Here is a 23,762-nt window from a genome sequence, read left to right as displayed (position 1 = left end):
ACAACGGGACACGGAATGTCGTGCCGGTAACGCGATCGTTTCCGCATCGCCGTCTGTCGTCGCTAGTAGGGGTGGCTTACACCGACCTTACGGGTGGGCTGCCAAAGGGATTATTCGGCAAGCGTAAGAGTGAAGGCCTCAATCGCGCGCAACCCGGCGGCGTTGTGCAATTGCCGCAAGCGTTCGACCTGCGCGTGCGATGCCGCGATCACCGCGGCGGGCGCGAGACGGTCCGCCCGGTGCATCGCGACCACCGTCGCGTCATCGAGGCTCGCCAGCGCGTCCTCGTCGAGGCCGTAGAGACCGCCGATGGCATGTTCATGCCCGTCGGCGTGGCGCAGCACGAGCGACAACGGGCGGATCAGCCGCTGCTGCGCGTAACCGTCGACCAACGCCTGCGCGGCTGCGACGTCTGCGACGACCGCGTTCAGCGCGTCGCGGGTCGTCGCCAGGAACGGCGCGGGGCTGCGATCGGCTGCGAACAGCGCTTGTCCGCGCGTGCCGACCGCGGCATCCGCCTCGTCGAGCGCCAGCCCCGCCGCCCCGCCCGCATCGAGCCGGAACGCCGTGAGTGACGCCGCGCGCGGCAAGTAGGTCAGCTGCATCGCGTCATTGTACCAGAACAGGTTGCGCGGCTCGATCAGGCCGAACAGCGCGATCAGGTTGAACCGCCCGGTCTGCGCATCCTTGACCAGGAACAGCGGCATATCCGCCGCCGCGAGCGCGATCTCCGACAGACCGATCTGGCAGAACTGCCGCACCGCCGCCCCCGCTACGGGATCGACGTGGACGGCGTGATGCCGGGCGGGGTCCAGCGCGACCAGGCGGGTCATACCGCCTGCAACCCGTGTTCGCGGATCGCGCGAAGCAACGTGCGATGGCGCGGCATCTGCGCCACGGCATCCCCGCGCATCCGCTCCATCCGCCCGATCCAGCGGCGCGCAAGCGCGGCGTCGGGGGATGTCGCGGGCACCACAGGGTACTGCGTTTCGAACCCCATGCCGTGGAGGACATATTGGTAGCTCGGCCAGGAGAACACTTCGCGGGCGTGCGCGAAATCCTGCGGTGCGGGCGGATGCTGCCGCCACAGCTCGAGCCGTTCCTTCAACGAATCCGGGATTGATTCCGGTGCGGCATTGTCGCGCCAGAAGGCGGTGTCGGTCCGCTTGGTGATCGCATAATGGAGTTTGAGGAACTCGATGATCCGGTCCCAGTGATGGCGGAACGAGTCGTTGAACTGGCGTGCGGCGACGTCCATCGCGGAGCGGGTCCGCGGCAGGCGATCCGCGATCGCGTCCATCGACGCTTCGACCAGCATCAGCGCGGAGGCTTCGAGTGGTTCGAGGAACCCGGCGGACAGGCCCACCGCGACGCAGTTCTTCTCCCAGAACCGCTCGCGGTGCCCCGCCTCGATCGTGATCCGCCGCGTCGACAATTGCTCGGCTTGCGGCCCGACATAGGCGCGCAAAGCGGCTTCGGCGGCATCGTCGTCGATGTGCGCGCTGCTGTAGACATAGCCGGTGCCGCGACGCGCCCACAGCCCGATGTCCCAGAACCACCCCGCGTCCGACGCGGTCGAGACGGTGTGGCTGGTGATCGGCGCGTCTTCGGTCAGATACGGCACCTGCATCGCGATCGCGCGATCCGCGAACAGCACGTCGTTGCAAGGGCGGAACGGGACCCCGTAGACCTTGCCGATCAGCAGCGCCGCGAAACCGGTGCAATCGATGAACAGATCGCCCGCAATGCTGCGCCCGTCGGCCAGCTCCAGCGAGGCGATATCGCCATTGTCGGCCATCACCACATTGGTGACGTCTCCCACGACATGCTCGACGCCGAGCCGATCGACCGCATGATCGTGCAACAAGGTGGCGAATTTGCCCGCGTCGAGATGATAGGCATAGTTCGCCACCCCGCCGAATTCCGGCGCGGTGATCGTCTTGGGGGCGAGCCCGGCATCGCACAGCGCCTGCTGGAAATCCGCCCAGTCGGCGAAATCGCGATCGGGCGTGTCGGCCAGCGCCTGCTGCCAATGCGGCGACAGGTTGAGGTCCGCCGCGCCCGCAGGCGGGTTGAGCGGGTGATAATAGGCGTCGCGCGGCGATCCGTCCTTCCAGCCGACGAAGCGCGCGCCCTGTTTGAAGGCGGCGTCGCACGAGCGGAGGAATTCGGTTTCGCCGATCCCGATCTTGGCGAGCGTGTTGCGCATCGTCGGCCACGTTCCCTCGCCGACGCCGATCGTCGGGACGGTGGCGGATTCGACCAGTTTGACGACGATATCGTCCGATCCGCGCGCGCCTTTCGCGGCGAGCCGATTGGCCGCGATCCAACCCGCGGATCCCCCGCCGACGACCACGATCGTCCGGATGATGCCCGGAATGCTGTCCGTTTGCTGCTGCTTTTGCATGCGCTCTCCCTGCCCCGCTTATGCCGCAGATCAGAGGCTGCGAATAGACCTTGATATATCGGACAAATGAAATATGGAGGCTCCATCATATTCGCGCAGAATGATGCGAAATGAGCAGACAAGGGGAGAGGATATATGTCGGACTTTTCGCGGACCACGGTTTTTGACCGGCGGGTTGCCACACTGATGGGTGGGACTGCCGTCGCCGCTCTGGCGCTGCTGACCGCTGCCATGCCAGCGCAGGCGCAGGTTCAGCAAGCGCCGCAGACCGAACTTCCTGCAGACTCCGCCACCGCCTCCTCGGTTCCGCCATCGCTCGCGCAGGACAACGCCGGGACGGACATCGTCGTTACCGGTATCCGCGGCAGTCTCGCCTCCTCGGCTGCGCAGAAGCGCAATTCCTCGGGCATTCTCGATGCGATCTCCTCGGAAGATCTCGGCAAGTTCCCGGATGCCAACGTCGCCGAATCGCTCCAGCGTATTCCGGGCGTCGCGATCGACCGCAGCAGCGGCGAAGGCCAGTCCGTCACCGTCCGCGGTCTCGGGCCAGCGTTCAACACTGTGCTGTTCAACGGTCGCAGCTTCGCCTCCGACAATTACAGCCGCGCCTTCTCGTTCGACCTCATCCCGGCCGAGCTGATCAGCGGCGCGCAGGTCTACAAGAGCACGCAGGCGCCGCTGCAGGGCGGCGGCATCGGCGCGACGATCAACGTCCAGACCCCGCGTCCGCTCGACCTCAAGAAGTTCAAGGGCGTCTTCTCGGCCAAGGGTCTGTACGAAAAGAACAGCGAGAAGTTCACCCCGCAGCTGTTCGGCCTGCTCAGCGACACGTTCGCGGATGGCCGGATCGGCGTGCTGGCGTCGCTGTCCTATCAGAAGCGCATCGCCTCGATCGACTCGATCTCCACTGGTGGCTACATCCCCGGCACGTCGGTCGGCGCGAACAGTGCGCCGATATACACGAACGTCTATGCGCCGCGTAACCAGGACATTTCCAACACCGTCGATCGTCGCTCGCGCCTCGGCGCGACGCTGGTCGGGCAATATGCCCCGACCGACACGCTCACGCTGACCGTCGACGGCTTGTACAACCGGTTCAAGAGCGACCAGACCACGCGCGGCCTCGGCAGCTGGTTCGAGCCTTCCAGCTACACCGACGCAACAATCGATTCCAACCGGTCGATTATTGGCCTGACGACGAACGGCAACGCCGACTTCATCTCGTCGGGCAGCGTTCGCGAGACGACGACCTACGAATTCGGCGGCAACGTCGAGTGGAAGCCGAGTGACACCGTCAAGGTCGTGCTCGACGCGACGCAATCGCGCGCGAAGAACAAGGGTGGCGGCCAGGGCTATTTCGCAGTCATCGGCGCAGCGACGCCGTATAGCTTCACCGCGGGCGAGAATGGCGGAATCCCCTCCACCTTCGGTTACCGGGCGGACGCTCTCTCGAACCCGGCGCTCGGGAAGACCCATATCGCCGGCGTCAACGGCAATGACGTGACCGAAAAGGTCACCGAATATCGCCTCAACACCGAGTGGAAAGCGGATTCGGGCGCGCTGAAGACGCTGCGCTTCGGCCTGATGCGGACCTCGCGCGACAAGCAGAACGTGCCGGTCACGTCCGATCCCAACGTCGGTTGCGTCTATTGCGGCTATTCGACCTTCGCCGATCCGTCGCTGCTGTCGCCGTTCACGATCGGGTCGTTCAACCCGAGCCGGTTGCCGACGACGTTCCTCACCTTCGATCCGCGCGCGTATCTGAATTTCCTCACCAGCCCGGCCGCGACGGCAGCGCTGGACATCGCGCGCGGCAATGCACCGGGCACGACGGCTGCGCTCTATGCGGCCTCGAACGGCTATGCCGCGACCGCCCAGCCTTCGACGCGCGTCAAGGAGACGGTCTACGCAGGCTATGCCGACGTCGACTTCGAGGGCACGCTTGGCGGCGTTCCGTGGTTCGTCAACGTCGGTGCGCGCTACGAGCACACCGAGCTGCGGTCGTTCGGCCAGCAGTTGCAGTTGACCGATCTGTTGCCGGTTGTGGGCGATCCGACCATCTACAACGGTGTCTTCGCCAACAACCGCCAGACGGTCGCGGTCGACAAGCAGTCCACCTACAACACGTTCCTGCCCAATGTGAACGTGCGCGTAAACATCGCGCCGAAGTTCCAGGCGCGCTTCGCGGCCTATAAGTCGCTCACGCGTCCGGCGATCAACGATCTCGCGCCGAACCTCAACTACGATACGCTCCGTCCGGCAACGCTCACCGCAAGCGGTGGCAACCCCGATCTGAAGCCCTACCGCGCGACCAACTTCGATCTGTCGTTCGAATATTATCCGACCCGGACGACGACGCTGTCGGCGGCGGTGTTCTTCAAGACCATCGACGACTTCATCGTCCAGACCTTCGCGCCGGAGACGTTCACGATCGCCAACGCCGGGAACTTGCCGGTCGGCGGCCTGATCATCAGCCCGACCACCGCGCGGTTCAGCGTGCGGCGTCCGCGCAACGCGACCGCCCTCGACATCCGCGGGCTGGAGCTCAACCTCGTCCATACGCTCGATTGGGCACCTGGCATTCTCAGCGGGTTCGGCGTGCAGGCGAATGCGACCTTCGTCAGCACCAACCGCAATTTCGACGTGACGCAGATCGGTCAGTCGTTCGCGGCGGAAGGCATCGGCAATTCGCAGAACGCGACCGTGTTCTACGAAAAGTACGGTCTGTCGGCCCGCATCGCCTACAACCGGCGTGAGCGGTTCCTGCAGACGCTGGCAGGCGGCCCCGGCAACGAACCCGTGTTCGTGCGGACGTACGGCCAGTTCGACGGCAGCATCTCCTACGCGGTCACCAAGACCGCGCAGGTCTTCATCGAAGGCACCAACCTGTTCAACGCGAAGTACATCACGACGGGTCGCTTCGATAACCAGCTGCTCAACTATCAGAACTTCGGACCGCGCTACGACATCGGCTTCAGACTTAACTTCTAAGGCCGAGAGCTGGATCGCCGACTTTTCGATCATCGTCTCCGGTGCGCATCGCCGCACCGGAGACCTTAACGTTTTGACGTGCGGTTCTCCGGGTACGCCTTGACGCGGGTCCCGCCTGAGCGAACAAGCCTCTCAATGCGAACACCTGTTTTCCTGGCGATCACCGCCCTGGCCGGCGCGACGATCCTTGCGCCTGTATGGGCCAGTGTCGATCGGTCCCCGAAACCGGGCGGGGTCTACCCGCTCAAACCCGGCATCTATGTTGCGGGCAAACAAAGCTGCGGGGCTCCGCCCAACGCGGTGATCCGGCAATATGACGGCCGCGGGATCAGCGGGGCGCACAGTTCCGCATGCCGTGTCCGAATCGTCTCGCGTCGCGGGTCGACCTTCGTGGTCGACCAGTCGTGCGTCGATGCAGGCGTCGGGCCGGCACCGCGGTTTACCGAACGCCAGACGGTCACCGTTCGCGACGCCCTGAACTTCTCGGTCAAGATCCGCGGGCAAAGCACCGCCTATCGCTATTGCCCGATCGATCACTTGCCCGCGGATCTGCGGTCCGCCGTCCGCTAAGGTCGGCGGCGCAGGTCGTTTAGCGGGGAGCGGGTGCTGGCGCCGCCGCATAGACCCGGTTGGCGAAGGCCGCGATCGCATCGGCCATCGCCTTGGGGCGTTCCGGCGCCATCGCGTGGCCGCTCCCGGCGATCACCTTGGTCTCGACGCGCTCCGGCACCAGCGCCTGCAGCACGTTCTTGACGACGACGGCGTCATGCTCGCCCTGCAGGTCGAGGATCGGCACGGTCGTTCCCCCGGCATAATAAGTGTCGACCGGGGTGACGTTCCGGGCGTGCGCCTGCGCGTCGTGCGCTTCGGGATACCAGCCGCCGAGCCACGCGCGCGGATCGTTGCCGGGCGCGAAGAAGGCTTGCTTCAAATAGGTGATCCGCTGCGCGACGGGGAGCTTGGGATTGCCGGACCCATCGATCGCGTCGCGGAGCCGGCCGTATGGCTTTTCCTTCGACCCCGGCGGCACCTTGCCGACCGACGCCGCCGCCATCACGATGCCGCGCACCAGATCCGGCCGGTCGACCGCCAGCATCCGCGCGGGCTGGCTGCCCCAGGCGTGGCCGACGATGATCGCGGGACCGGTCTTCCGATCCTCCATCACCATCGCCACGTCGGCGGCGAAATCGTGCAGCGTCAGATCGGCCAATGGCCCCGTGCTGTTCCCGATACCGCGCGGTTCGGGACGGAGGACCCGGAAGCCGTCCTTCGCGAGATACTGCGCGACGACATCATAATCCTCCGCCGAACGGCCCAGCGACGGCAGGATGACGATCGTCTTGCCCTGCCCCTGTTCGAGCACCTCGATCTGGACCGGCCCCTTCTTGACGAGGACACGCGCGACCTCGGCCGTTTGCGCGGCGGCAGGCCCGGAAACGGCGCAGACCGCAGCAGCGACGGAAGCAAGGAGTTGCTTGCTGATCACGAAATACTCTCCAATTCCTACACGCTGGCATGATCAGCCAACATCATGGAAAGTAGGATCGCGGGACCGAACAGCAAATGCTCTTTGGCTATGGGCTCCTATGCTTTCCGACGATAGCGATGTTCAGGGTCACACCCGCTCGACGAGCAGCGCGATCCCCTGACCGACACCGATACACATGAACGCAAGTGCGTAGCGTCCTTGCGTCCGCTGCAATTCCTCGACCGCCGACAGCGTGATCCGCGCGCCCGACATGCCGAGCGGATGCCCCAGCGCAATCGCCCCGCCGTTCGGATTGACGCGCGGATCGGCCGGATCGACACCGAGATCCCGCAGCGTCGCGATCGCCTGCGCGGCAAACGCTTCGTTCAGTTCGATGACGTCGATCTGGTCGAGACCGATCCCGGTGCGCGACAGCAAGCGCCGGGCCGCCTCGATCGGGCCGATCCCCATCACGCGCGGTGCAACCCCGTGCGCCGCCATCCCGACCACGCGCGCGCGCGGCGTCAGGCCGTGGCGGCGGGCGGCCGCTTCGGACGCGACCAGCATCGCCGCGGCGCCGTCATTGAGGCCGGACGCATTGCCCGCGGTCACGGTGCCGTCGGCGCGCACGACCGGGCGCAATTTGGCGAGCGCCTCCAGGCTCGTCGCGCGCGGATGTTCGTCGCGATCGAAGAGGACCGGGTCGCCCTTGCGCTGCGGGATCGTGACGGGAACGATCTCGGCGGCAAAACGGCCATTTGCCTGTGCGGCGGCGGCCTTGGTCTGGCTGGCGAGGGCGAAGGCGTCCTGATCCTCGCGGCTCACGCGCCAGTCGTCGGCGACGTTCTCGGCGGTCTGCGGCATCGTGTCGACGCCATACGCCGCCTGCATCGCCGGGTTAACGAACCGCCAGCCCAGCGTGGTGTCCTCGATCTTCTGCGATCGATCGAACGCGCTCCCCGCCTTGCCCATCACATAAGGCGCGCGCGTCATGCTCTCGACACCGCCCGCGATCATGAAATCGGCGTCGCCGCAGCGGATCGCCCGCGCCGCCGACCCAACCGCGTCCAGGCCCGACCCGCACAGCCGGTTGATCGTCGCGCCGGACACTTGTTCGGGGAGCCCCGCCAGCAGGCCTGCCATCCGCGCGACGTTGCGATTGTCTTCCCCCGCCTGGTTTGCGCAGCCGAGGAGCAGGTCGTCGACCGCCTGCCAGTCGACCCCGGCGTTGCGCGCCATCAGCGCTCGGATCGGGATCGCCGCGAGATCGTCCGCCCGTACGCTTGCGAGCGCGCCGTTGAGACGGCCGATCGGGGTGCGAATTGCATCGCAAATGAAGGCGTCGGTCATGCGGCAAGCTCCTGCGCCAGCGTAAGGGGGGCGTCCGTCTTCTCGCGGATCTCTTCGATGCTGACCCCGGGGGCGCATTCGAGCAACCGCAGACCGGGCTTGTCGCACGCGATCACCGCAAGATCGGTGATGATCAGGTCGACACACCCCTTGCCGGTCAGCGGCAGGCTGCACTCGCGCAGGATCTTGGACGTGCCGTTCTTGCTGACATGGTCCATCACCACCACGACGCGCTTGACCCCGGCGACCAGATCCATCGCGCCGCCCATGCCTTTGACCATCTTGCCCGGGATCGTCCAATTGGCGATGTCGCCGTCCGCCGACACCTCCATCGCGCCGAGCACGGTCAGGTCGATATGGCCGCCGCGGATCATCGCGAAGCTGTCGGCGGACGAGAAGAAGCTCGATTCCGGAAGCTGCGTGATCGTCTGCTTGCCCGCGTTGATGAGGTCGGGATCCGCCTCGCCTTCGAACGGGAACGGCCCCATGCCGAGCATGCCGTTTTCGGACTGGAGCGTCACGTCGATCCCCTCGGGGATATAGTTCGCGACGAGCGTCGGGATGCCGATCCCGAGATTGACGTAATAGCCGTCCTTGAGTTCGGTCGCCGCGCGTGCGGCCATCTGTTCGCGAGTCCAGGGCATTATGCGGCCTCCCTTGCGCGGGTCGTCAGCTTTTCGATCCGCTTCTCGTTGATGGTGCTGAGGACAATCCGGTCGACATAGATGCCGGGGGTGTGGATGCAGTCCGGGTCGAACGTGCCTGCGGGGACGATTTCCTCGACCTCGACGACCGTTACCTTGCCGGCGGTCGCCATGTTGGGGTTGAAGTTGCGCGCGGTCTTGCGGAACATCAGGTTGCCCGCCGGGTCGGCGCGCCACGCCTTGATGATCGAAACATCGGCGCGGAGCCAGGTCTCGCGCACATACTCCTCGCCGTCGAACGTCTCGGTGGGTTTCCCCTCGGCAACGACGGTGCCGACGCCGGTCTTGGTGAAGAACGCCGGGATGCCCGCGCCGCCTGCGCGAATGCGCTCCGCCAGCGTGCCCTGCGGGGTCAGCTCGAGCTCGAGTTCGCCGGAGAGATATTGTTGTTCGAACAGCTTGTTCTCGCCGACGTAGCTGGAGACCATCTTGGCCACCTGCCGGCTTTCCAGCAGCATCCACAGACCGAAACCGTCCGCGCCCGCATTGTTTGAAATCACCGTCAGCCCGGTGACGCCACTCGCGCGAATTTCCGGGATCAGGCTTTCCGGGTTGCCCGAAAGGCCGAAGCCGCCCGACATGATCGTCATGCCGTCAAAGAGCAATCCGTCGAGCGCCGCGGCTGGCGTATCGAAAATCTTCCGGGTCATACCCTCTCCGTTGTTCGATTAACGAACTAAATGTTCGATCATCGAAATACGCAAATGCCGGATGTTCGGCAAGTCCTTTCAGCCGAGTTGTCCGCCCAGTTCCCCCGCGGTCGCGATGAGCTGGGGGAGGATCGTCTCGGTCATTTCGTTCACGGAAACGCGCAAGGCATGCGCGCCGACGTTCATCGCCGCGATGACCCGCCCATCGCGCGCACGGACCGGCACCGCGATCGAGCGCAGGCCAAGATCGAGTTCCTGGTCGACCAGCGCATATCCCCGCGCCGCGACGCGCCGCAGCTCTTCGCGCACCGCATCGGGGTCGGTCAGGGTACGCGGCGTATGCGCGACCGGCGGGTGGTCGGCGAGCGTCGCGTCGCGCGCGTCGTCGGGCAGCTGCGCGAGCAACACCCGGCCCATCGAACTCGTCGCGAGCGGCAGGCGGCTGCCGACGTGGAGGCCGACCGCCATGATCCGGTCGCGCGAGGCCCGCGCCAGATACAGAACCTCGCTGCGATCAAGCACGCCGAGCGATGCGCTTTCGCCGACCGCATCGCGCAACCGGTCGAGCAGCGGCTGCGCCAGCGCCGGCAGCGACCGCTCGCCCATATAGCCAGCCGCCAGCCGCAACACGCTGGGCCGCAAGGCATAGCGCCGGTCCTGGCATTCGACGTAGCCCGCCGCCTCGAGCGTGAACAGGCAGCGCCCGCAGACCGCGCGCGCCAGCCCCGTCGCTTCGGCGATCCGCGCCACGCTCTGACCCGGTCCGAGTTCCGCCAGCGCCTCGAAAACGGCGAGGCCGCGTGCGAGCGAGAGCATGTGACGGGGATCGGCTGGCGGGGGTGTCATCGGCGCAACCTATCGCCGCCACGCCAGAAACGCCACTTGGCGCGGCGTTACACTGTCCAGATCGCGACGTTCCCGACGAGGACCACGGCCATCACGAGCAGCAACACGCCCTTGCGTACGTCGCTCCGCCGAACGATCATCACGCCGCCCCCGATCAAACAGGCGAACGCCGCCAGCATCGCGATCGCGGGTGCGAGCGATTCGATTCCGCTCATGCCGCCCCCGCCAGCACCGCGGCGTAAGCGGCGCGATCGACGTTGCCGCCGGACAGCAGCACGAGCATTCCCGGCTTAGGCGGCACCTCGCCCGCCAGGATCGCGGCGAGCGCGACCGCTCCGCCCGGTTCCACCACCAGCCGCAGCGTATCCGCCGCCCATCGTTGCGCGTCGCGGATCTCCCGTTCACTGACCGCAACGCCCGTGGCACCGCGCCGGAGCAACACGTCGAACGTCAGCGGCGAGACGCGCATCGTCTGCAGCGAATCACACGCGGTCGGGGGTGGCGACGCGCCGACGGGTTCGATCCGACCCACGGCGAGCGATCGGCGCATGTCGTCCCAACCCTCCGGCTCGACCACGGTGATCGTCGCGTCGGGCAGCGCCAGCGCGATCCCTGCCGATAGCCCGCCGCCCCCGCACGGGATCACGGCGTGCAGCGGTCGCCCCAACCCCAGCGCCGCCATTTGCGTTGCCGCTTCGATGCCTGCGCTCCCCTGCCCCTCGATCACCCAGGGATCATCGAAGCTCGGCACCAGCACTGCGCCACGCGCCTCCGCCAGCCGCGCCGCAATCGCCTCGCGGCTCTCGGTCGCGCGGTCATAGGCGACCACCTCCGCGCCGAGCGCGAGCGTGCCGTCGCGTTTCGCCTTGGGCGCATCCGACGGCATCACGATCGTCGCGGGCATGCCGAGGCGCTTCGCTGCCCACGCCACGCCCTGCGCATGATTCCCCGATGAGAAGGCAACCACGCCTCTGGATCGCAAATCGGGTTCGATTGCGGTCAACCGATGCCACGCCCCGCGCAGCTTGAACGCGCCCATCGGCTGCAGATTTTCCGCTTTGAAGGTGACCGTAACCCCCGATATTTCCACGGAAAATAAAGGTGTTGGTGGCACCACCGCAGCGACCTTCGCCGCTGCATCCCGCACCCCGGCCCGTGTCGGCTGTCTTAAAATTGTCACCATCTGTCTCCGGGGGTCCAAAACCGCTTTACATTGCAAAAGCGCGACCGTATCTCGCCCATCCGCTGCCCCATGGGACTTCCAACCGCAAGGCAGCTTTTTTCACCGTTCGGCGCAAGCCACTTGGAGGTCCCTTGAGTTGCACAAGCATCATCGCGCGCTGGGGTTAGCGAAGACCCCTTCGAACTCGGTTTCGGGTATCGACATCGCTCAGCAGCGGCCGGTTCAGCCGGTTACGCTGGTTCGTCCTCACGCGGCAGCGCGTGCGGCTCGGTTCTTCGTCGAGAAGTTCCCGGGTCGCTCGATGTATGCGGTCAAGGCAAATCCGGCTCCTGAGTTGCTCAAAATCCTTTGGGACTCGGGGATCACGCATTACGACGTGGCCTCGATCGCCGAAGTCCGGCTCGTCGCGACGACGATCCCGGGCGCGACCCTGTGCTTCATGCACCCGGTCAAGGCTCCCGAAGCGATCCGCTCTGCCTATTTCGACTATGGTGTCCGCACCTTCTCGCTCGATTCGATCGAGGAGCTGGACAAGATCATGGACGCCACCGACCAGGCGACCGACCTGACGCTCTGCGTCCGGCTGCGTGTCTCGTCGGAGCATTCGAAGCTGAGCCTCGCCTCGAAGTTCGGCGCAGCCCCCGGCGAAACCCGGGAATTGCTGTTCCGTGCTCGCCAGGCGGCGGATGCGCTCGGCATCTGTTTCCACGTCGGCAGCCAGGCGATGACGCCCGAAGCCTATTCGAATGCGCTCGAGCGAGTCCGTGCGGCGATCGTCGACGCGGCGGTCACGGTCGACGTGATCGACGTCGGCGGCGGCTTCCCCTCGTCCTACCCGGGGATGGAGCCTCCCCCGCTCGAGCATTTCTTCGAGACGATCCACCGTGCGTTCGAATCGCTGCCGGTCAGCTATTCGGCGGAACTGTGGGCCGAACCGGGCCGTGCGCTCTGCGCCGAATACAGCTCGATCGTGGTGCGCGTGGAAAAGCGTCGCGGCGACGAATTGTACATCAATGACGGTGCTTACGGCGCTTTGTTCGATGCGGCACACATCGGCTGGCGGTTCCCGGTCGAACTCCTGCGCGAGCCGGAGAGCCGGTCGAAGGACATGGCGTTCAGCTTCTACGGGCCGACGTGCGACGACATGGATCACATGGCGGGGCCGTTCTATCTGCCCGCGGACGTGCAGGCTGGCGACTATCTCGAGATCGGGATGCTCGGCGCGTACGGATCGGCGATGCGGACCGCGTTCAACGGGTTCGGATCGGACGAGACGGTGATCGTTGCGGACGAACCGATGGTGTCGCTGTACAGCGAAGCCATGCCGCACGTCGCGTCGAACGTCGTCAAGCTGTAACAGGCATTTCATAACCAATACGAATCGGGGGGGCGGTGCAGCGATGCACCGCCTCTCTCCGGGTTTCCGCGTCCCCTAAACGACGGCGGCTGTTGAAAAAGGGTATGACCCCATGACCGAAGTCCTCAACACCAACCGCAAGGCCGAGCTGCTTTCGACCACCGTCGAGCATATCGACATCACCAAGTTCGACGCGCGTCCGATCGTCGACGCGATGAAGAAGATGAGCTTCACCAGCCGCGACCTCGGCCGCGCGACCGACATCTACAACCAGATGCTGGCGGACAAGGATTGCTCGATCTTCCTCGTCATCGCAGGCTCGACCTCGGCCGGCGGCTGCATGGATCTCTATGCCGAGCTCCTGCGCAACAACATGATCGACGGCATCGTCGCGACCGGCGCGTCGATCGTCGACATGGATTTCTTCGAGGGCCTCGGCCACAAGCATTATCAGGCGCTGGAAGTGCCGGACGACGACACGCTGCGCTCGCTCCTGATCGACCGGATCTACGACACGTACATCGACGAGGAACAGCTCCAGCACGTCGACCACACGATCTTCGAGATCGCCGAGACGCTCGAGCCGCGGCCTTATTCGAGCCGCGAGTTCATCCGCGAGATGGGCAAGTATCTCGTCGAGCATGGCAAGAAGGACAACAGCCTGGTCAAGCTCGCGTACGAGCATGACGTGCCGATCTTCTGCCCGGCGTTCGTCGACAGCTCGGCTGGCTTCGGTCTCGTCAAGCATCAGGTCGATTCGGTGAAGGCGGGCAAGCCGTACATGGTGCTCGACGCGATCGCCGATTTCCGCGAGCTCACCGAGATCAAGATCAAGGCGGGCGTCACCGGCCTGCTCATGATCGGCGGCGGCGTGCCCAAGAACTTCATCCAGGATACGGTGGTTTGCGCCGAGATCCTCGGGCATGACGACGTCCAGGTCCACAAGTACGCAGTGCAGATCACCGTCGCCGACGTGCGCGACGGCGCCTGCTCGTCCTCGACGCTGCAGGAAGCGGCATCGTGGGGCAAGGTCAACACCGCGATCGAACAGATGGTGTTCGCCGAAGCGGGCAGCGTGATGCCGCTGCTGGCATCGGACGCTTATCACCGTGGTCTGTGGAAGGACCGCGTGAAGCGTCGCTGGGGTGCAAGCTTCGACTGAACCCGCTAAGCGCCCGGAATGCAGAATCGTCGCAACATCCTGGCGCTCTCGATCGGCGCGGCCGCAGCCCCTGCTGCGGCCGCTGCCCAACGCACCGCGCTTCCGTTTCAGCCGGGGGCGATCTCGCTCTCCGCAACGCCGACCTGGCCCCCGCGCGAGAATTTCCCGTTATGGGCAGGCGCAGCCCCCGGCGCCCGCACACCCGAACCGCTCCCACGATCCGAAATCACCGGGCGGACCGGCGAATATCACGATCTGTGGCTGCGCGGCGTCGTCCGCCCGGACGTCGGCGTGGTGCGCCCGCGCCGGCCCGATGGGCGCGCGGTGCTGATCATGCCCGGCGGCGGGTACAGCTTCACTTCGATCCGCAAGGAAGGCCTGGATATCGCGCTGGTTCTGGCCGCGCGCGGGATTACCGGCTTCGTGCTCAATTACCGACTTCCGGGCGAAGGCTGGGTCGATCGCGCCAACACACCGTTGATGGACGCGCAGCGTGCCCTGCGGCTGATCCGCCACAACGCGGAACGCTACGGGATCGACCCGCGCCGGATCGGCGTGCTCGGTTTCTCGGCGGGCGGGCATCTCGCCGCGTCGCTGCTCACGCAATATGAGGCGCCGGTCTATCACCGCGTCGACGCCGCCGACGCGGTGTCCGCGCGGCCCGATTTCGGCGGATTGATGTACGCGGTGTCGAACATGGACCTCGGCCGAAGCCACGGCGGATCGCGCACCAATCTGCTCGGCCCCAACCCCGATCCGGCGATGGAACGGCGCTATGCGTGCGACCGCAACATCACGCGCGAGACACCGCCTTTGTTCATCGTCCACGCGCAGGACGATCCGACCGTCCCCTTCACCAACGCGATGGACCTGTTCGCGGGCGCGCGCGCGGCGCGGATCCCGGTGGAGGCGCATTTCCTGCTTCGCGGCGGGCACGGGTTCGCCGCGCGGCTGCCGGCCACCGAAAGCGGGTCGCTCTGGCCCGACCAATATGACCGCTGGATCGGCGAAGTGATGGGGCGCCGGTAAAGTCCCACGGGTTGCCCCCGCCCCGCCGATCCGGCAGCATGGCTGCACAATCGGAGGGGGCATGGCGGATGCATAGCGAAATTCTGAAACCGGTGGTCGTGCTGATTGCCTGGACGCTCGTCATGCTGCTGTGGATGATGCTCACCCGGTTGCCCGCGATGAAGGCATCCGGGGTCGACCTGAACACGCTGGTCGGCACCAAGCCCGCCGATGCGGACGGACGACTTCCCCCGAAGGTTCAGTGGAAGGCGCACAACTACAACCACTTGATGGAACAACCTACGCTCTTCTATGCGGTCTGCGGCGTGATTGCGCTGACCGGCACCGGCAACGGCGTCAACGCCTGGATCGCCTGGGCCTATGTCCTGCTGCGGATCGCGCACAGCGTCTGGCAGGCGACCGTCAACAAGGTGTCGGTGCGGTTCGCGCTGTTTCTCGGATCATCGCTCGCACTGGTCGCGTTGACCCTGCATGCGGCGATGGCGGTGTTCGCCTAGAGCTCAGCCGAACAGCCGCACCATCGACCGTTCCAGCATGACGAGCTGCCACAAGGTCCGCCCATGCTCCGCAACGCCCGCGCGGTGGTCCGCCGCGATCCGCGCGATCGTCGCGAGGTCGAACCAGCCCGTCCCGCCGAGGACGCGCGATCGCGCCAGCGCCGCGGCCTCATCCGCCAGCGGCCCGCGGAACCACGCACTGATCGGGGTAACGAACCCCATCTTCTGCCGGTAGAGGATGTCGTTCGGCAAATAGCGCTCCAGCGCCTTCTTCATCAGCCACTTCCCCTGCCCGCCGCGCAGCCGCATCCCGACCGGAAGCTTCGCCGCAAACTCGACCAGCCGGTAATCGAGCAGCGGTTCGCGCGCTTCGAGACCGACCGCCATGCTCGTCCGGTCCGCCTTGGTCAGGATGTCCCCCGGCAACCAGTGCTGCAGATCGGCATATTGCGCGCGGTCGAGCGGATCGCGCGCAGGCGCATCGCGCATCGTGGTGACGTAGCGGTCCTCTGCGCGATGCCCCGACAGCGCCCGCCGCGCGGCGTCGGTGAACAGCGCAGCCCGCAGCGCAGGCGTCGTCACGCCGACCGAGCGCGCATACGCCTCCGCGCCATCCTCGGCGAGCGCGAGCAGCGTCGTCTTTGCCCGGAGCGGACGTGGCGCCCAATCGGCCTTGGGATAATAGTGACCGAGCGTCCCGAACACGCTGCGCCGCATGTCCGGCGGCAACAGCCCGCGCACGCGCTCCTCCGCCGCCTGGAACTTGTAGCGGCGATATCCGGCGAACGCCTCGTCCGCGCCGTCGCCCGACAGCGCGACCGTCACATCCTCGCGCGCCAGCTCGCACACGCGGTAGGTGGCGAGGGCGGACGCATCGGCGAAGGGTTCGTCGAACGCCGCGACCAGCGTATCGATCAACGCGAAATCGTCGGGCGCGACGACCCGCTCGCGGTGCGCGGTCGCAAAGCGCTTTGACACGTCCGACGCATAGCGGCGTTCGTCGAGGCCCGCCTCGTCGAACCCGATCGTGCAGGTCCGCACCGCACCGCGCGACGCTTCCGACATCAACGCGACCACCGCCGAACTATCGACCCCGCCCGACAGGAACGCGCCGAGCGGCACGTCCGAAACCATCCGCGACGTGACCGCCTCGCGCAGCAACCCTTGCAGCTCGGCGGCCAGATCGCGCGCGCTTCCGGTGGCGCGGTTCGAGAAGTCGACGCTCCACCAGCGTTGCGGCAGCGGCACCGGGCGCCCGCGCTCGATCAGCAGGGCATGTCCCGCGGGCAGCTTGCACACGCCCGCCACCAGGCACGCGTCGTCGGGCACGTATCCGTAGGCGAGATAATCCTCGACCGCGCGAATATCGGGTTCACGCCGGAGCAAAGGATGCGCCAGCAACCCCTTGAGTTCTGACGAGAATGCCAACGCGCCGTCAGCCAGCGTCACATAATGCAGCGGCTTCACGCCCAACCGGTCGCGCGCCAGGAACAGGCATTGCCGCCGCGCATCGTGGATCGCGAAGGCGAACATCCCGTTGAGCCGTGGCAGCATCGCCGGGCCCCAGTGGTCCCACGCGTGCAACAGGACTTCGGTATCGCCCTCGGTGCGGAACGTCGCGCCGAGCGCTTCGAGTTCGGCACGCACCGCCGCGAAATTGTAGATCTCGCCATTATACGTGATCGTCAGCGCCTCATCGGCGCTCGTCATCGGCTGCGGCGATCCTTCGAGGTCGATGATCGACAACCGCCGATGCCCCAGCCCCACGCCGGGCGCGGTCCACACCCCCGCGCCATCCGGCCCGCGATGCGCCTGCGCGTCCGCCATCGCGCGCACCCGCGCCGGGTCCACCGGCTTGGGCATCGCCGTGTAATAGAGCCCCGCAATCCCGCACATCAGCGCAGCACGCCCGCGCTGCGATCCGCCAGGCGATCGATCGGCCCGAGCGAGGCGACGAAACGCGCGAGGTCGGTCCGTGTGGCGTGTCCCGGCCGGCGTTCCGCCGACACGTGCACCGCGACCGCGCGTTGCGGTCCTCCCAACAGACGAACCCTAAGCGTTTCCAACTTCACCACACTTCCCGCATGCGTCACCGTGTCACCAACCCGGTACCATGTCACCACTTCGCGTTCGATCCGCCCCGGCCCGACCATCCGAAGGGACGATCCCCCCGCCAGATCGGGCAGATCGCCGATCCGGACCCAGCGGTCCTCCTCGCGCAGCACCCCGATCCCGAAGCCGACGAGTTCCTTCCCTTCGCGCTGGCTGCCGAAAACCGCAACCGCAAGGTCCACCACCGCGCCGTTCGCATCGGCATAGCGGACGAACAGCGTCCGATCCGCCCCGGGATAATAGGGCTCCCACGCTGCCGAGGGTGCAACGCGGTGCCACCCCGGGATCACCGGCGCCGCGATCCGATCGGGCACCGCTTGCGATCGATGCGCGATCGCGCCCGACCAGGCGAGACCGCCCGCCGCGACCGTCAGCACGAGCATCCCGGCGACAACGGGATCGACCCGCCAGCGTGGGGTCGCCTGCAACCGGTCGGGGTCGAACATCGGCGAGTCCGGCGATCGGTCGAACCACCGCCATCCGACTGCGAGCACGGCTGCCATCACGAAGCCGAAGAACAGCCAGCCATAGACGATATGGTCGAGCCCGGTCGCCTGCGCGACCGACGTCTTGTACGCCGCATAGATCGTCCCGAACGCGCGGACCCCGTTCGCCAGAACCGGCACGACCAGCGCCACCGCCATGAACATTAGCCGCCGCCGCCACGAAACGAAGCAGACATTGGCGACAAGCGCGCCATAAGCGATCATTGCGAGGACGAACTTCGCGCCGGAACACGCTTCGGCGACTTCGAAATAGCCGTTGGGTATGGTGATCAACACGCCGTCGACCGTCGCGGGCACGCCGAACAGGTGCAGCAGCGGCATCGTCATCCAGACGGTCACGCGTTGCAGCGGCGCTTCCAGCCCCTCGCCGAACGGGACGAGGAACCCGGCGTAGAGAATCGGAAACAGCAGCGCGCGCGACACGTTGGGACCGAGGATCGTCACCACGGTCCCCTGCACCATCAGCACCAGCCCGAGATGCCGCGCCAGCGCCACGCCCGCCGCGTCCCCCGTCAGCCAGGCGAAGCTCCCCACGGCGACCAGCAGCAAGCCCGGCAGCCACGAAACCGGCGTCAGCCGCGCCAGCCCGTCGCGACGCTGCCACACCAGCCAGCCGACGACCGGCGCGATGAACAGGCAATGCCCGAAGGTCGTGCTGGTCCACCAGATCCGCGCGAGGACCGCGAGATCTTGCCGGAACAGCACCAGCAGTCCGGCGACGGTTGCCGCCAGCAACGCGAGAGGATCGCGCCACGCCGTCGCCGCAGATCGGACGGTGTGGCCCGGATCGATGGCATAAGATCGTTCCCCCGCGAGGCTCGCCATGTCAGCCGACGACGGCGCGTGCGGTCGGCGCGAAGCCGCACAGCGCGTCGAGCGGCGCCAGCCGCGCCGCCCAGCTATAGCGCTGCTGCACTTGCGCGCGCGCGTCCCTGCCCATGCGTGCCGCGGCGATCGGGTCGTCGAGCACCGCGATCACCGCCGCCGCGATCTGCGCCGCGGTCTCGCCGGTGCGGATCGTGCCGGCGTGGTCGATCCCTTCGGCGGCGGCGTGCGACGTCACCACCGGTCGCGCCATCGCCATCGCTTCGAGGACCTTGTTCTGCACGCCCCGCGCCAGCTTGAGCGGCGCCACGACCACCGAAGCCGCCGCGAGCCACCCGCGAACATCGGGCACCTCGCCCGTCACGATCACACCGGCACGCGTCGCCAGCGCGCGGACCGCATCAGTCGGCGCCCGCCCGACGATCGCGAAGCGTGCATCGGGATGGCGTCGGCGGATCAGCGGCAGGATCGTCTCGGCAAACCAGCAGACCGCTTCGATATTGGGGCGATAGTCCATCTGCCCAGTGAAGACGATCGCGGGCGCGGGCAGATCGGCGGGGGTGAAGGACGCGGCGGGATCGAACATGACGGTGTCGATCCCGTTCTCGACCGCGTGGACATCGGTGAGCCCGGTCCTATCCGCGAACATCGCCGCCTCGGCTGCGCTGACGAACAGGCTGGCGTGCGCGGTCTCCGCGATGCCGCGATCGTGCCGCAGCAGCAACCGTGCTTCGCGCTGCAGCACCCATCGCATCGGCCCGCGCGATCCTTCCGCATACGCCTCGAACTTCGCCGCATCCATGTCGACGAAATCCATGATGACGCGCTTCCGCGGATTGTTGGGAAGATACTGCGCCATCTGGCTGGAAAAGACGTAGATCGTGTCGATCGGATGCTCGGCCAGCACCTTTTCGACCGCCCGCCGGACCGCATCGTTCCGGAACGCGGTCAGCGACATCGGTTCGCCACGGACGATCGCCTCTGCCGCGGACCGCACCCGCGATCCGGACCGCCAGACGATCGTCGGATCGGCAGTGATCGCCGCCAGCCCGTCCGCGCCGCCAAGATCGCGCGGATCATCGGCGAACGCGACCAGATGCACGCGCGCGCGCTCGGACAGATAGCGGAGAACGTGATAGCCGCGGATCTTGTCCCCGCGATTGGGCGGATAGGGCACGCGGTGCCCGAGGAACAGAATGTCGCCCATTACCCCAGGCCGCGCGAAATATGCGGCCCGGCCGCGTTGGCGACCCACAGCGGCAGCTTCTTCCACAGGTCGATCTTGCGGGCGTAGCGCGGGTCGAGCGGGCTGACCTCGCGGGCCACCGCGCCCGGCGCGACATGCTTCGCGTAGACGAGCGGGGTTGGGTCGAACCCCCACGTCTTCTTGTACGCGGCGGGTCCGGTCCCGGCCTTGGATCGCCCGAAATCGAACCGCGTACAGCCGCGCTCGCTCGCATGCGCCATCAGCGCGAAATACATTCGGTCGTTCGCGCGCAGCGCCCGTGCCGCCTGCGTGCCGCCGCCCCAATAGGGGTAGACGGTGCCGTTGAAATACAGGCTCAGCACGCTCGCGACGGGTTTGCCGTCCGATCGCACCGTCAGGATGTCGCAATCGGCGCCAAACCGGTCGAGAACGGCGTCGAACAGGGGTCGCGGGAACACCGGAGTGCCCAGATTGCGCACCGATTCGGCGTAAACGGCGTAGTGCGCGCGGCGATCTTCGGCGCTGGTGCCGACCGACACGGTCAGCGCTCCGTCGAGCGCCTTGCGCACCTCGGCGCGCTGTTTGCGCGGGATCGCGGCGAGGATCGCGGCCTCGCCCTGCGGGATCGCGCGCACGAACCCGAGGTAGGTCTCCGCATCCTCCGCCCAAGCCCCCTCCGGCACCGGCCCACCGCGCAGCTCGAGCGTCGCGCAGCCGCGTTGCGCGGCCAGCGTGACGGCCGCCTCGGCCAACGGCGCGATTGCGGCCAGATCTTCCGCCAGGATTCCACCACCGACCGCAAACCCGTTGGAGACCAGCGCCTTACCGAAGAGTCTTGAGTGTATCTCTGTCATCGGCAGGATCCCGGCGAGGCCGCCGCCTGCCCGTTCCGCGACCAGCAGATGGCATGTCTGCCGGCACCCTTCCGCGACGCCGAGACTCCATTTGGGCAAGTGGAACGGCGTCCCCGCCGGATGCGCCCGGACGAACGCGTCCACCCGCAGCCGCTCTCGAACGTCGCGCAAATCCACCAGCCGCACCGCGACCGGTGTCGTGAGCAAAGCCATCGTCACGCGCCCATCCCGACCGGAACGGAACCGAGCCTTGCGACGATCGCATCCATCCGGCCCCAGTCATGCCGCGCGATCAGCCCGCGAAGCTTGCCCGACATTGCGCCCAACCGACTGTAATGGCGCAACCGCGACCGCATCGGCGCGTGGTTCACGCGGGGCTGGCCGGGATCGATTTCCCAAGGATGGAAGTAGAATACCGCCGGTTGCCCCGCACGATCGACCTGACGCACCGCGTAATCGGTGACCGCTGCGGGAAACAGCCGGAAGAACCCCCCGCCCGTCGCCATCCGCCGACGGCCCAATTCCGCCACGGTCACGGGCACTTCGATCAGCGCGGCATCCGCGCGGGGGCGGAAGGCGTAGCGTGGCGCCTCGGGCCAGCCGTAATGATCATGCCGCAGCGGCGCGATGCTCGATGAATAGGCGTAGCCCGCCTCCGCGAGCACATCATGCGCCCAGGGGGTGCGTGCATCGATCGAGAAGCTCGGCGCGCGATAGCCGGTCACCGCCACCCCGCCCGCGTCTTCCAGCGCGCAGCCCGCGCGGGCCACGTCACTCCGGAACTCATCGGGCGTCATCGTGAAGACCCGGGCATGGTCCCAGCCGTGGCTCGCCAGCTCATGCCCCTGCTCGACGATCCGGCGGATCACCGCAGGATAGCGCGCCGCGACCCAGCCGAGCGTGAAGAACGTCGCCTTCACCCCGCTATCGGCGAACAGCGCCAGGACAGCATCGGTATTGCGCTCGACGCGCGGGGTCAGGCTCGCCCAGTCGGCCTTGTCGATGACCTTCTCGAACGCGCCGACCTGGAACCAGTCCTCGACGTCGACCGACATTGCGTGCCGCATCGCCTTCAGTTCCCGCTGCCATAGACGAAGCCACCCGGACCGGGCGGCGCTTCGGCCCAATCGACCAACAGCGTCAGCACCCGGCGCAACGCCACGTCCTGTTCCTCGATCCGGGCTTCCAGCCTAACGATCCGCCCCTCCAGTGCGCGCGAAGACGCCTCGCGGGTCTGATCCGGATCCTGCCTGGGATCGAGGGTTTTGTCGCTCGTGCCGACCATGCGAATGGGGTCGTGATCGTTCGAAGGTGGCGTAACGCGGAAGAGCGGGGTCGGCTCGGTTCCGCCGTTCGACGCTTTGGCCAGCGGCGCAACGAGCTTCGTGCCCGGCAAATCCCCGGCGATATCGGCCACCACGACGCGGACCGCGTCGGCATCGATCGTCGTCAATTGCTCGAGCGCGCCAAACAGCAGCACCCGACCCGCCAACTGGTTCAACCGCCGCGGAACGCCCTCGGACACGTCATACAGCGTATCGAACGCGTCGCGCGTGAACCGCGGGCGGTCGACTCCGCCCACCACCGACAGCCGGTGCTGAATATAGGGCGCGACTTCGTCCCGCCCCATCGGTTCGAGGTGATGGACCGCGATCACGCGCTGGCGGAGCTGTTCGAGCCGATCCGACCCGTAGAGGCGGTCGCGGAATTCGGGCTGCCCGAGCAGAACGATCTGCAGCAGGGCCTGCGCACCGGCCTGGAAATTCGACAGCATCCGAAGCTCTTCGAGGCTCGCGACCGGCAACGCCTGCGCCTCGTCGACGATCAGCAGGGTCCGCCGCCCCGATCTGGCGATCCCGTGCAGCCCCTGCTCGATCGCGGCGAGCAGTTGCGCCTTGGTCAGCCCCTTGCCCTCGATATCGAGCCCGGCGGCGACCATCCGCAACAGGTCCTCCGCCTCGATCTGGGTCGAGACGATCTTGACGACGTGCAACCGGGTCGGATCCGTCGTCGCGATCAGATGGCCGACCAGCGTCGTCTTGCCCGCGCCGACGTCCCCGGTGATGACGATGAAGCCCTCCCCTTGCGCCAGGCCGAAGCCGAGATACGCCATCGCCTTGCGGTGCGTCGCGGTCTCGAACCAGAAGCGCGGATCGGGGGTCAGCTGGAACGGGCGCCCGGTCAGTCCGTAATGATCATCGTACATAACATCATCCTTGCCGAACCTTTACACGGTCGATCGTTTCAGAAGTGATACCGCATCCCGAGCTGCGCCTGTGCCGAGAGCTGATCGTCGATGCCCTTCTGGTTGAACGCATAGACCCCCGCCGACGCCTGGGCGGCGATCCGGCCGAAACTGTGGTAGTAGAGCCCGGTCGCCCCCGTGCTGAAGATCGACGGTGCCGCCGCGATCCCGCTGTCATAGGCGTTGACGAAGACGTTGCCGTTGATACCCGAGACGCGGTCGATCGGGACGGCGAAGAAGGCCTGCGCGTAGACGCTCTGGTCGGTGACCCCGTCGACGGTGAAGCCCGATCCGACCGGGGTGGAGAACCGCCGGCTGGCATAACCCGCGCCGACGCCGACGTTGAACGCGCCGCGGTGCGCCGACACG

Annotated in this window: 21 protein-coding genes and 1 pseudogene; 6 read left to right on the top strand and 16 right to left on the bottom strand. The window is 66.7% G+C overall.

From position 1 onward, the window contains the following. Positions 1-110 precede the first annotated feature (110 nt). Positions 111-833, bottom strand: a complete 723-nt coding sequence (locus QBJ92_RS18025; protein ID WP_277971073.1) for a SapC family protein — start codon at positions 831-833, stop codon at positions 111-113. After that, a complete protein-coding gene (locus QBJ92_RS18020; RefSeq protein ID WP_277971072.1) occupies positions 830-2,407 on the bottom strand; it encodes a tryptophan halogenase family protein in 1,578 nt (525 codons plus the stop codon). The genes QBJ92_RS18025 and QBJ92_RS18020 overlap by 4 nt, the downstream gene beginning before the upstream one ends. A 135-nt stretch (positions 2,408-2,542) precedes the next feature. Between QBJ92_RS18020 and QBJ92_RS18015 the strand changes: the two genes are divergently transcribed. Both QBJ92_RS18015 and QBJ92_RS18010 read left to right on the top strand, forming a co-directional pair. Beyond that, on the top strand, positions 2,543-5,398 hold the full coding sequence (locus QBJ92_RS18015) for a TonB-dependent receptor (RefSeq protein ID WP_277971071.1): 2,856 nt from the start codon (positions 2,543-2,545) through the stop codon (positions 5,396-5,398). A 135-nt stretch (positions 5,399-5,533) separates the two neighbouring features. Further along, positions 5,534-5,968 (top strand): hypothetical protein, encoded by a 435-nt coding sequence (locus tag QBJ92_RS18010; protein WP_277971070.1) that lies wholly within the window; start codon positions 5,534-5,536, stop codon positions 5,966-5,968. 19 nt (positions 5,969-5,987) lie between these two features. Here QBJ92_RS18010 and QBJ92_RS18005 read toward each other — a convergent pair whose 3' ends face one another. The 7 genes from QBJ92_RS18005 to QBJ92_RS17975 all read right to left on the bottom strand — a co-directional run bounded on the left by QBJ92_RS18005 (position 5,988) and on the right by QBJ92_RS17975 (position 11,599). Continuing rightward, positions 5,988-6,884, bottom strand: coding sequence for an alpha/beta fold hydrolase (locus tag QBJ92_RS18005; RefSeq protein WP_277971069.1), 897 nt, complete (start codon positions 6,882-6,884; stop codon positions 5,988-5,990). 129 nt (positions 6,885-7,013) lie between these two features. Beyond that, positions 7,014-8,216: a 3-oxoadipyl-CoA thiolase gene (pcaF, locus tag QBJ92_RS18000; RefSeq protein WP_277971068.1), complete on the bottom strand. Its 1,203-nt coding sequence runs from the start codon at positions 8,214-8,216 to the stop codon at positions 7,014-7,016. Then, entirely contained in the window at positions 8,213-8,860 is a 648-nt protein-coding gene (locus tag QBJ92_RS17995; RefSeq protein ID WP_277971067.1) for a 3-oxoacid CoA-transferase subunit B, read from the bottom strand. Before QBJ92_RS17995 ends, pcaF begins: the two co-directional genes overlap by 4 nt. Next, complete coding sequence (locus tag QBJ92_RS17990) at positions 8,860-9,570, bottom strand: CoA transferase subunit A (protein WP_277971066.1); 711 nt, start codon at positions 9,568-9,570, stop codon at positions 8,860-8,862. Before QBJ92_RS17990 ends, QBJ92_RS17995 begins: the two co-directional genes overlap by 1 nt. 78 nt (positions 9,571-9,648) lie before the next feature. After that, positions 9,649-10,416, bottom strand: a complete 768-nt coding sequence (locus tag QBJ92_RS17985) for an IclR family transcriptional regulator domain-containing protein (RefSeq protein WP_277971065.1) — start codon at positions 10,414-10,416, stop codon at positions 9,649-9,651. A gap of 47 nt (positions 10,417-10,463) precedes the next feature. Further along, on the bottom strand, positions 10,464-10,631 hold the full coding sequence (locus QBJ92_RS17980) for a hypothetical protein (protein WP_277971064.1): 168 nt from the start codon (positions 10,629-10,631) through the stop codon (positions 10,464-10,466). Beyond that, positions 10,628-11,599: a threonine ammonia-lyase gene (locus QBJ92_RS17975; protein ID WP_277971063.1), complete on the bottom strand. Its 972-nt coding sequence runs from the start codon at positions 11,597-11,599 to the stop codon at positions 10,628-10,630. The genes QBJ92_RS17980 and QBJ92_RS17975 overlap by 4 nt, the downstream gene beginning before the upstream one ends. Before the next feature lie 136 nt (positions 11,600-11,735). Here QBJ92_RS17975 and QBJ92_RS17970 point away from each other — a divergent pair, with 136 nt between their 5' ends. The 4 genes from QBJ92_RS17970 to QBJ92_RS17955 all read left to right on the top strand — a co-directional run bounded on the left by QBJ92_RS17970 (position 11,736) and on the right by QBJ92_RS17955 (position 15,644). After that, on the top strand, positions 11,736-12,956 hold the full coding sequence (locus QBJ92_RS17970) for a type III PLP-dependent enzyme (protein WP_277971062.1): 1,221 nt from the start codon (positions 11,736-11,738) through the stop codon (positions 12,954-12,956). 112 nt (positions 12,957-13,068) lie between these two features. After that, positions 13,069-14,118 (top strand): 1,9-bis(guanidino)-5-aza-nonane synthase, encoded by a 1,050-nt coding sequence (locus QBJ92_RS17965; protein ID WP_131528249.1) that lies wholly within the window; start codon positions 13,069-13,071, stop codon positions 14,116-14,118. A gap of 18 nt (positions 14,119-14,136) precedes the next feature. Then, positions 14,137-15,147 carry an alpha/beta hydrolase gene (locus tag QBJ92_RS17960; RefSeq protein WP_277971061.1) on the top strand — a complete coding sequence of 337 codons (1,011 nt, stop codon included), beginning with the start codon at positions 14,137-14,139 and terminating at the stop codon, positions 15,145-15,147. Between the two features lie 68 nt (positions 15,148-15,215). After that, on the top strand, positions 15,216-15,644 hold the full coding sequence (locus QBJ92_RS17955) for an MAPEG family protein (RefSeq protein WP_277971060.1): 429 nt from the start codon (positions 15,216-15,218) through the stop codon (positions 15,642-15,644). Between the two features lie 3 nt (positions 15,645-15,647). Here the strand turns inward: QBJ92_RS17955 and QBJ92_RS17950 are convergent, their stop codons facing one another. The 7 genes and pseudogenes from QBJ92_RS17950 to QBJ92_RS17920 all read right to left on the bottom strand — a co-directional run. Beyond that, positions 15,648-17,540, bottom strand: a complete 1,893-nt coding sequence (locus QBJ92_RS17950) for an XrtA/PEP-CTERM system amidotransferase (protein ID WP_277971059.1) — start codon at positions 17,538-17,540, stop codon at positions 15,648-15,650. Then, positions 17,540-19,087, bottom strand: coding sequence for an exosortase A (xrtA, locus tag QBJ92_RS17945; RefSeq protein WP_277971058.1), 1,548 nt, complete (start codon positions 19,085-19,087; stop codon positions 17,540-17,542). Before xrtA ends, QBJ92_RS17950 begins: the two co-directional genes overlap by 1 nt. A 1-nt stretch (position 19,088) precedes the next feature. Further along, entirely contained in the window at positions 19,089-20,294 is a 1,206-nt protein-coding gene (locus QBJ92_RS17940) for a TIGR03087 family PEP-CTERM/XrtA system glycosyltransferase (protein ID WP_277971057.1), read from the bottom strand. After that, a complete protein-coding gene (locus QBJ92_RS17935) occupies positions 20,294-21,361 on the bottom strand; it encodes a FemAB family XrtA/PEP-CTERM system-associated protein (protein ID WP_431358433.1) in 1,068 nt (355 codons plus the stop codon). The genes QBJ92_RS17940 and QBJ92_RS17935 overlap by 1 nt, the downstream gene beginning before the upstream one ends. 2 nt (positions 21,362-21,363) lie before the next feature. Further along, positions 21,364-22,215 (bottom strand): XrtA system polysaccharide deacetylase, encoded by an 852-nt coding sequence (locus QBJ92_RS17930; RefSeq protein WP_277971055.1) that lies wholly within the window; start codon positions 22,213-22,215, stop codon positions 21,364-21,366. Positions 22,216-22,220: 5 nt separating this feature from the next. Further along, a complete protein-coding gene (locus QBJ92_RS17925) occupies positions 22,221-23,354 on the bottom strand; it encodes an ExeA family protein (protein ID WP_277971054.1) in 1,134 nt (377 codons plus the stop codon). 38 nt (positions 23,355-23,392) lie between these two features. After that, positions 23,393-23,762 (bottom strand): annotated as a pseudogene (locus tag QBJ92_RS17920) (hypothetical protein); the annotation flags it as partial.

The sequence above is a fragment of the Sphingomonas echinoides genome (assembly GCF_029623395.1).
Classification (GTDB): Bacteria; Pseudomonadota; Alphaproteobacteria; order Sphingomonadales; family Sphingomonadaceae; genus Sphingomonas; species Sphingomonas echinoides_A.
This window is presented reverse-complemented; position numbering and strand designations above follow the sequence as displayed.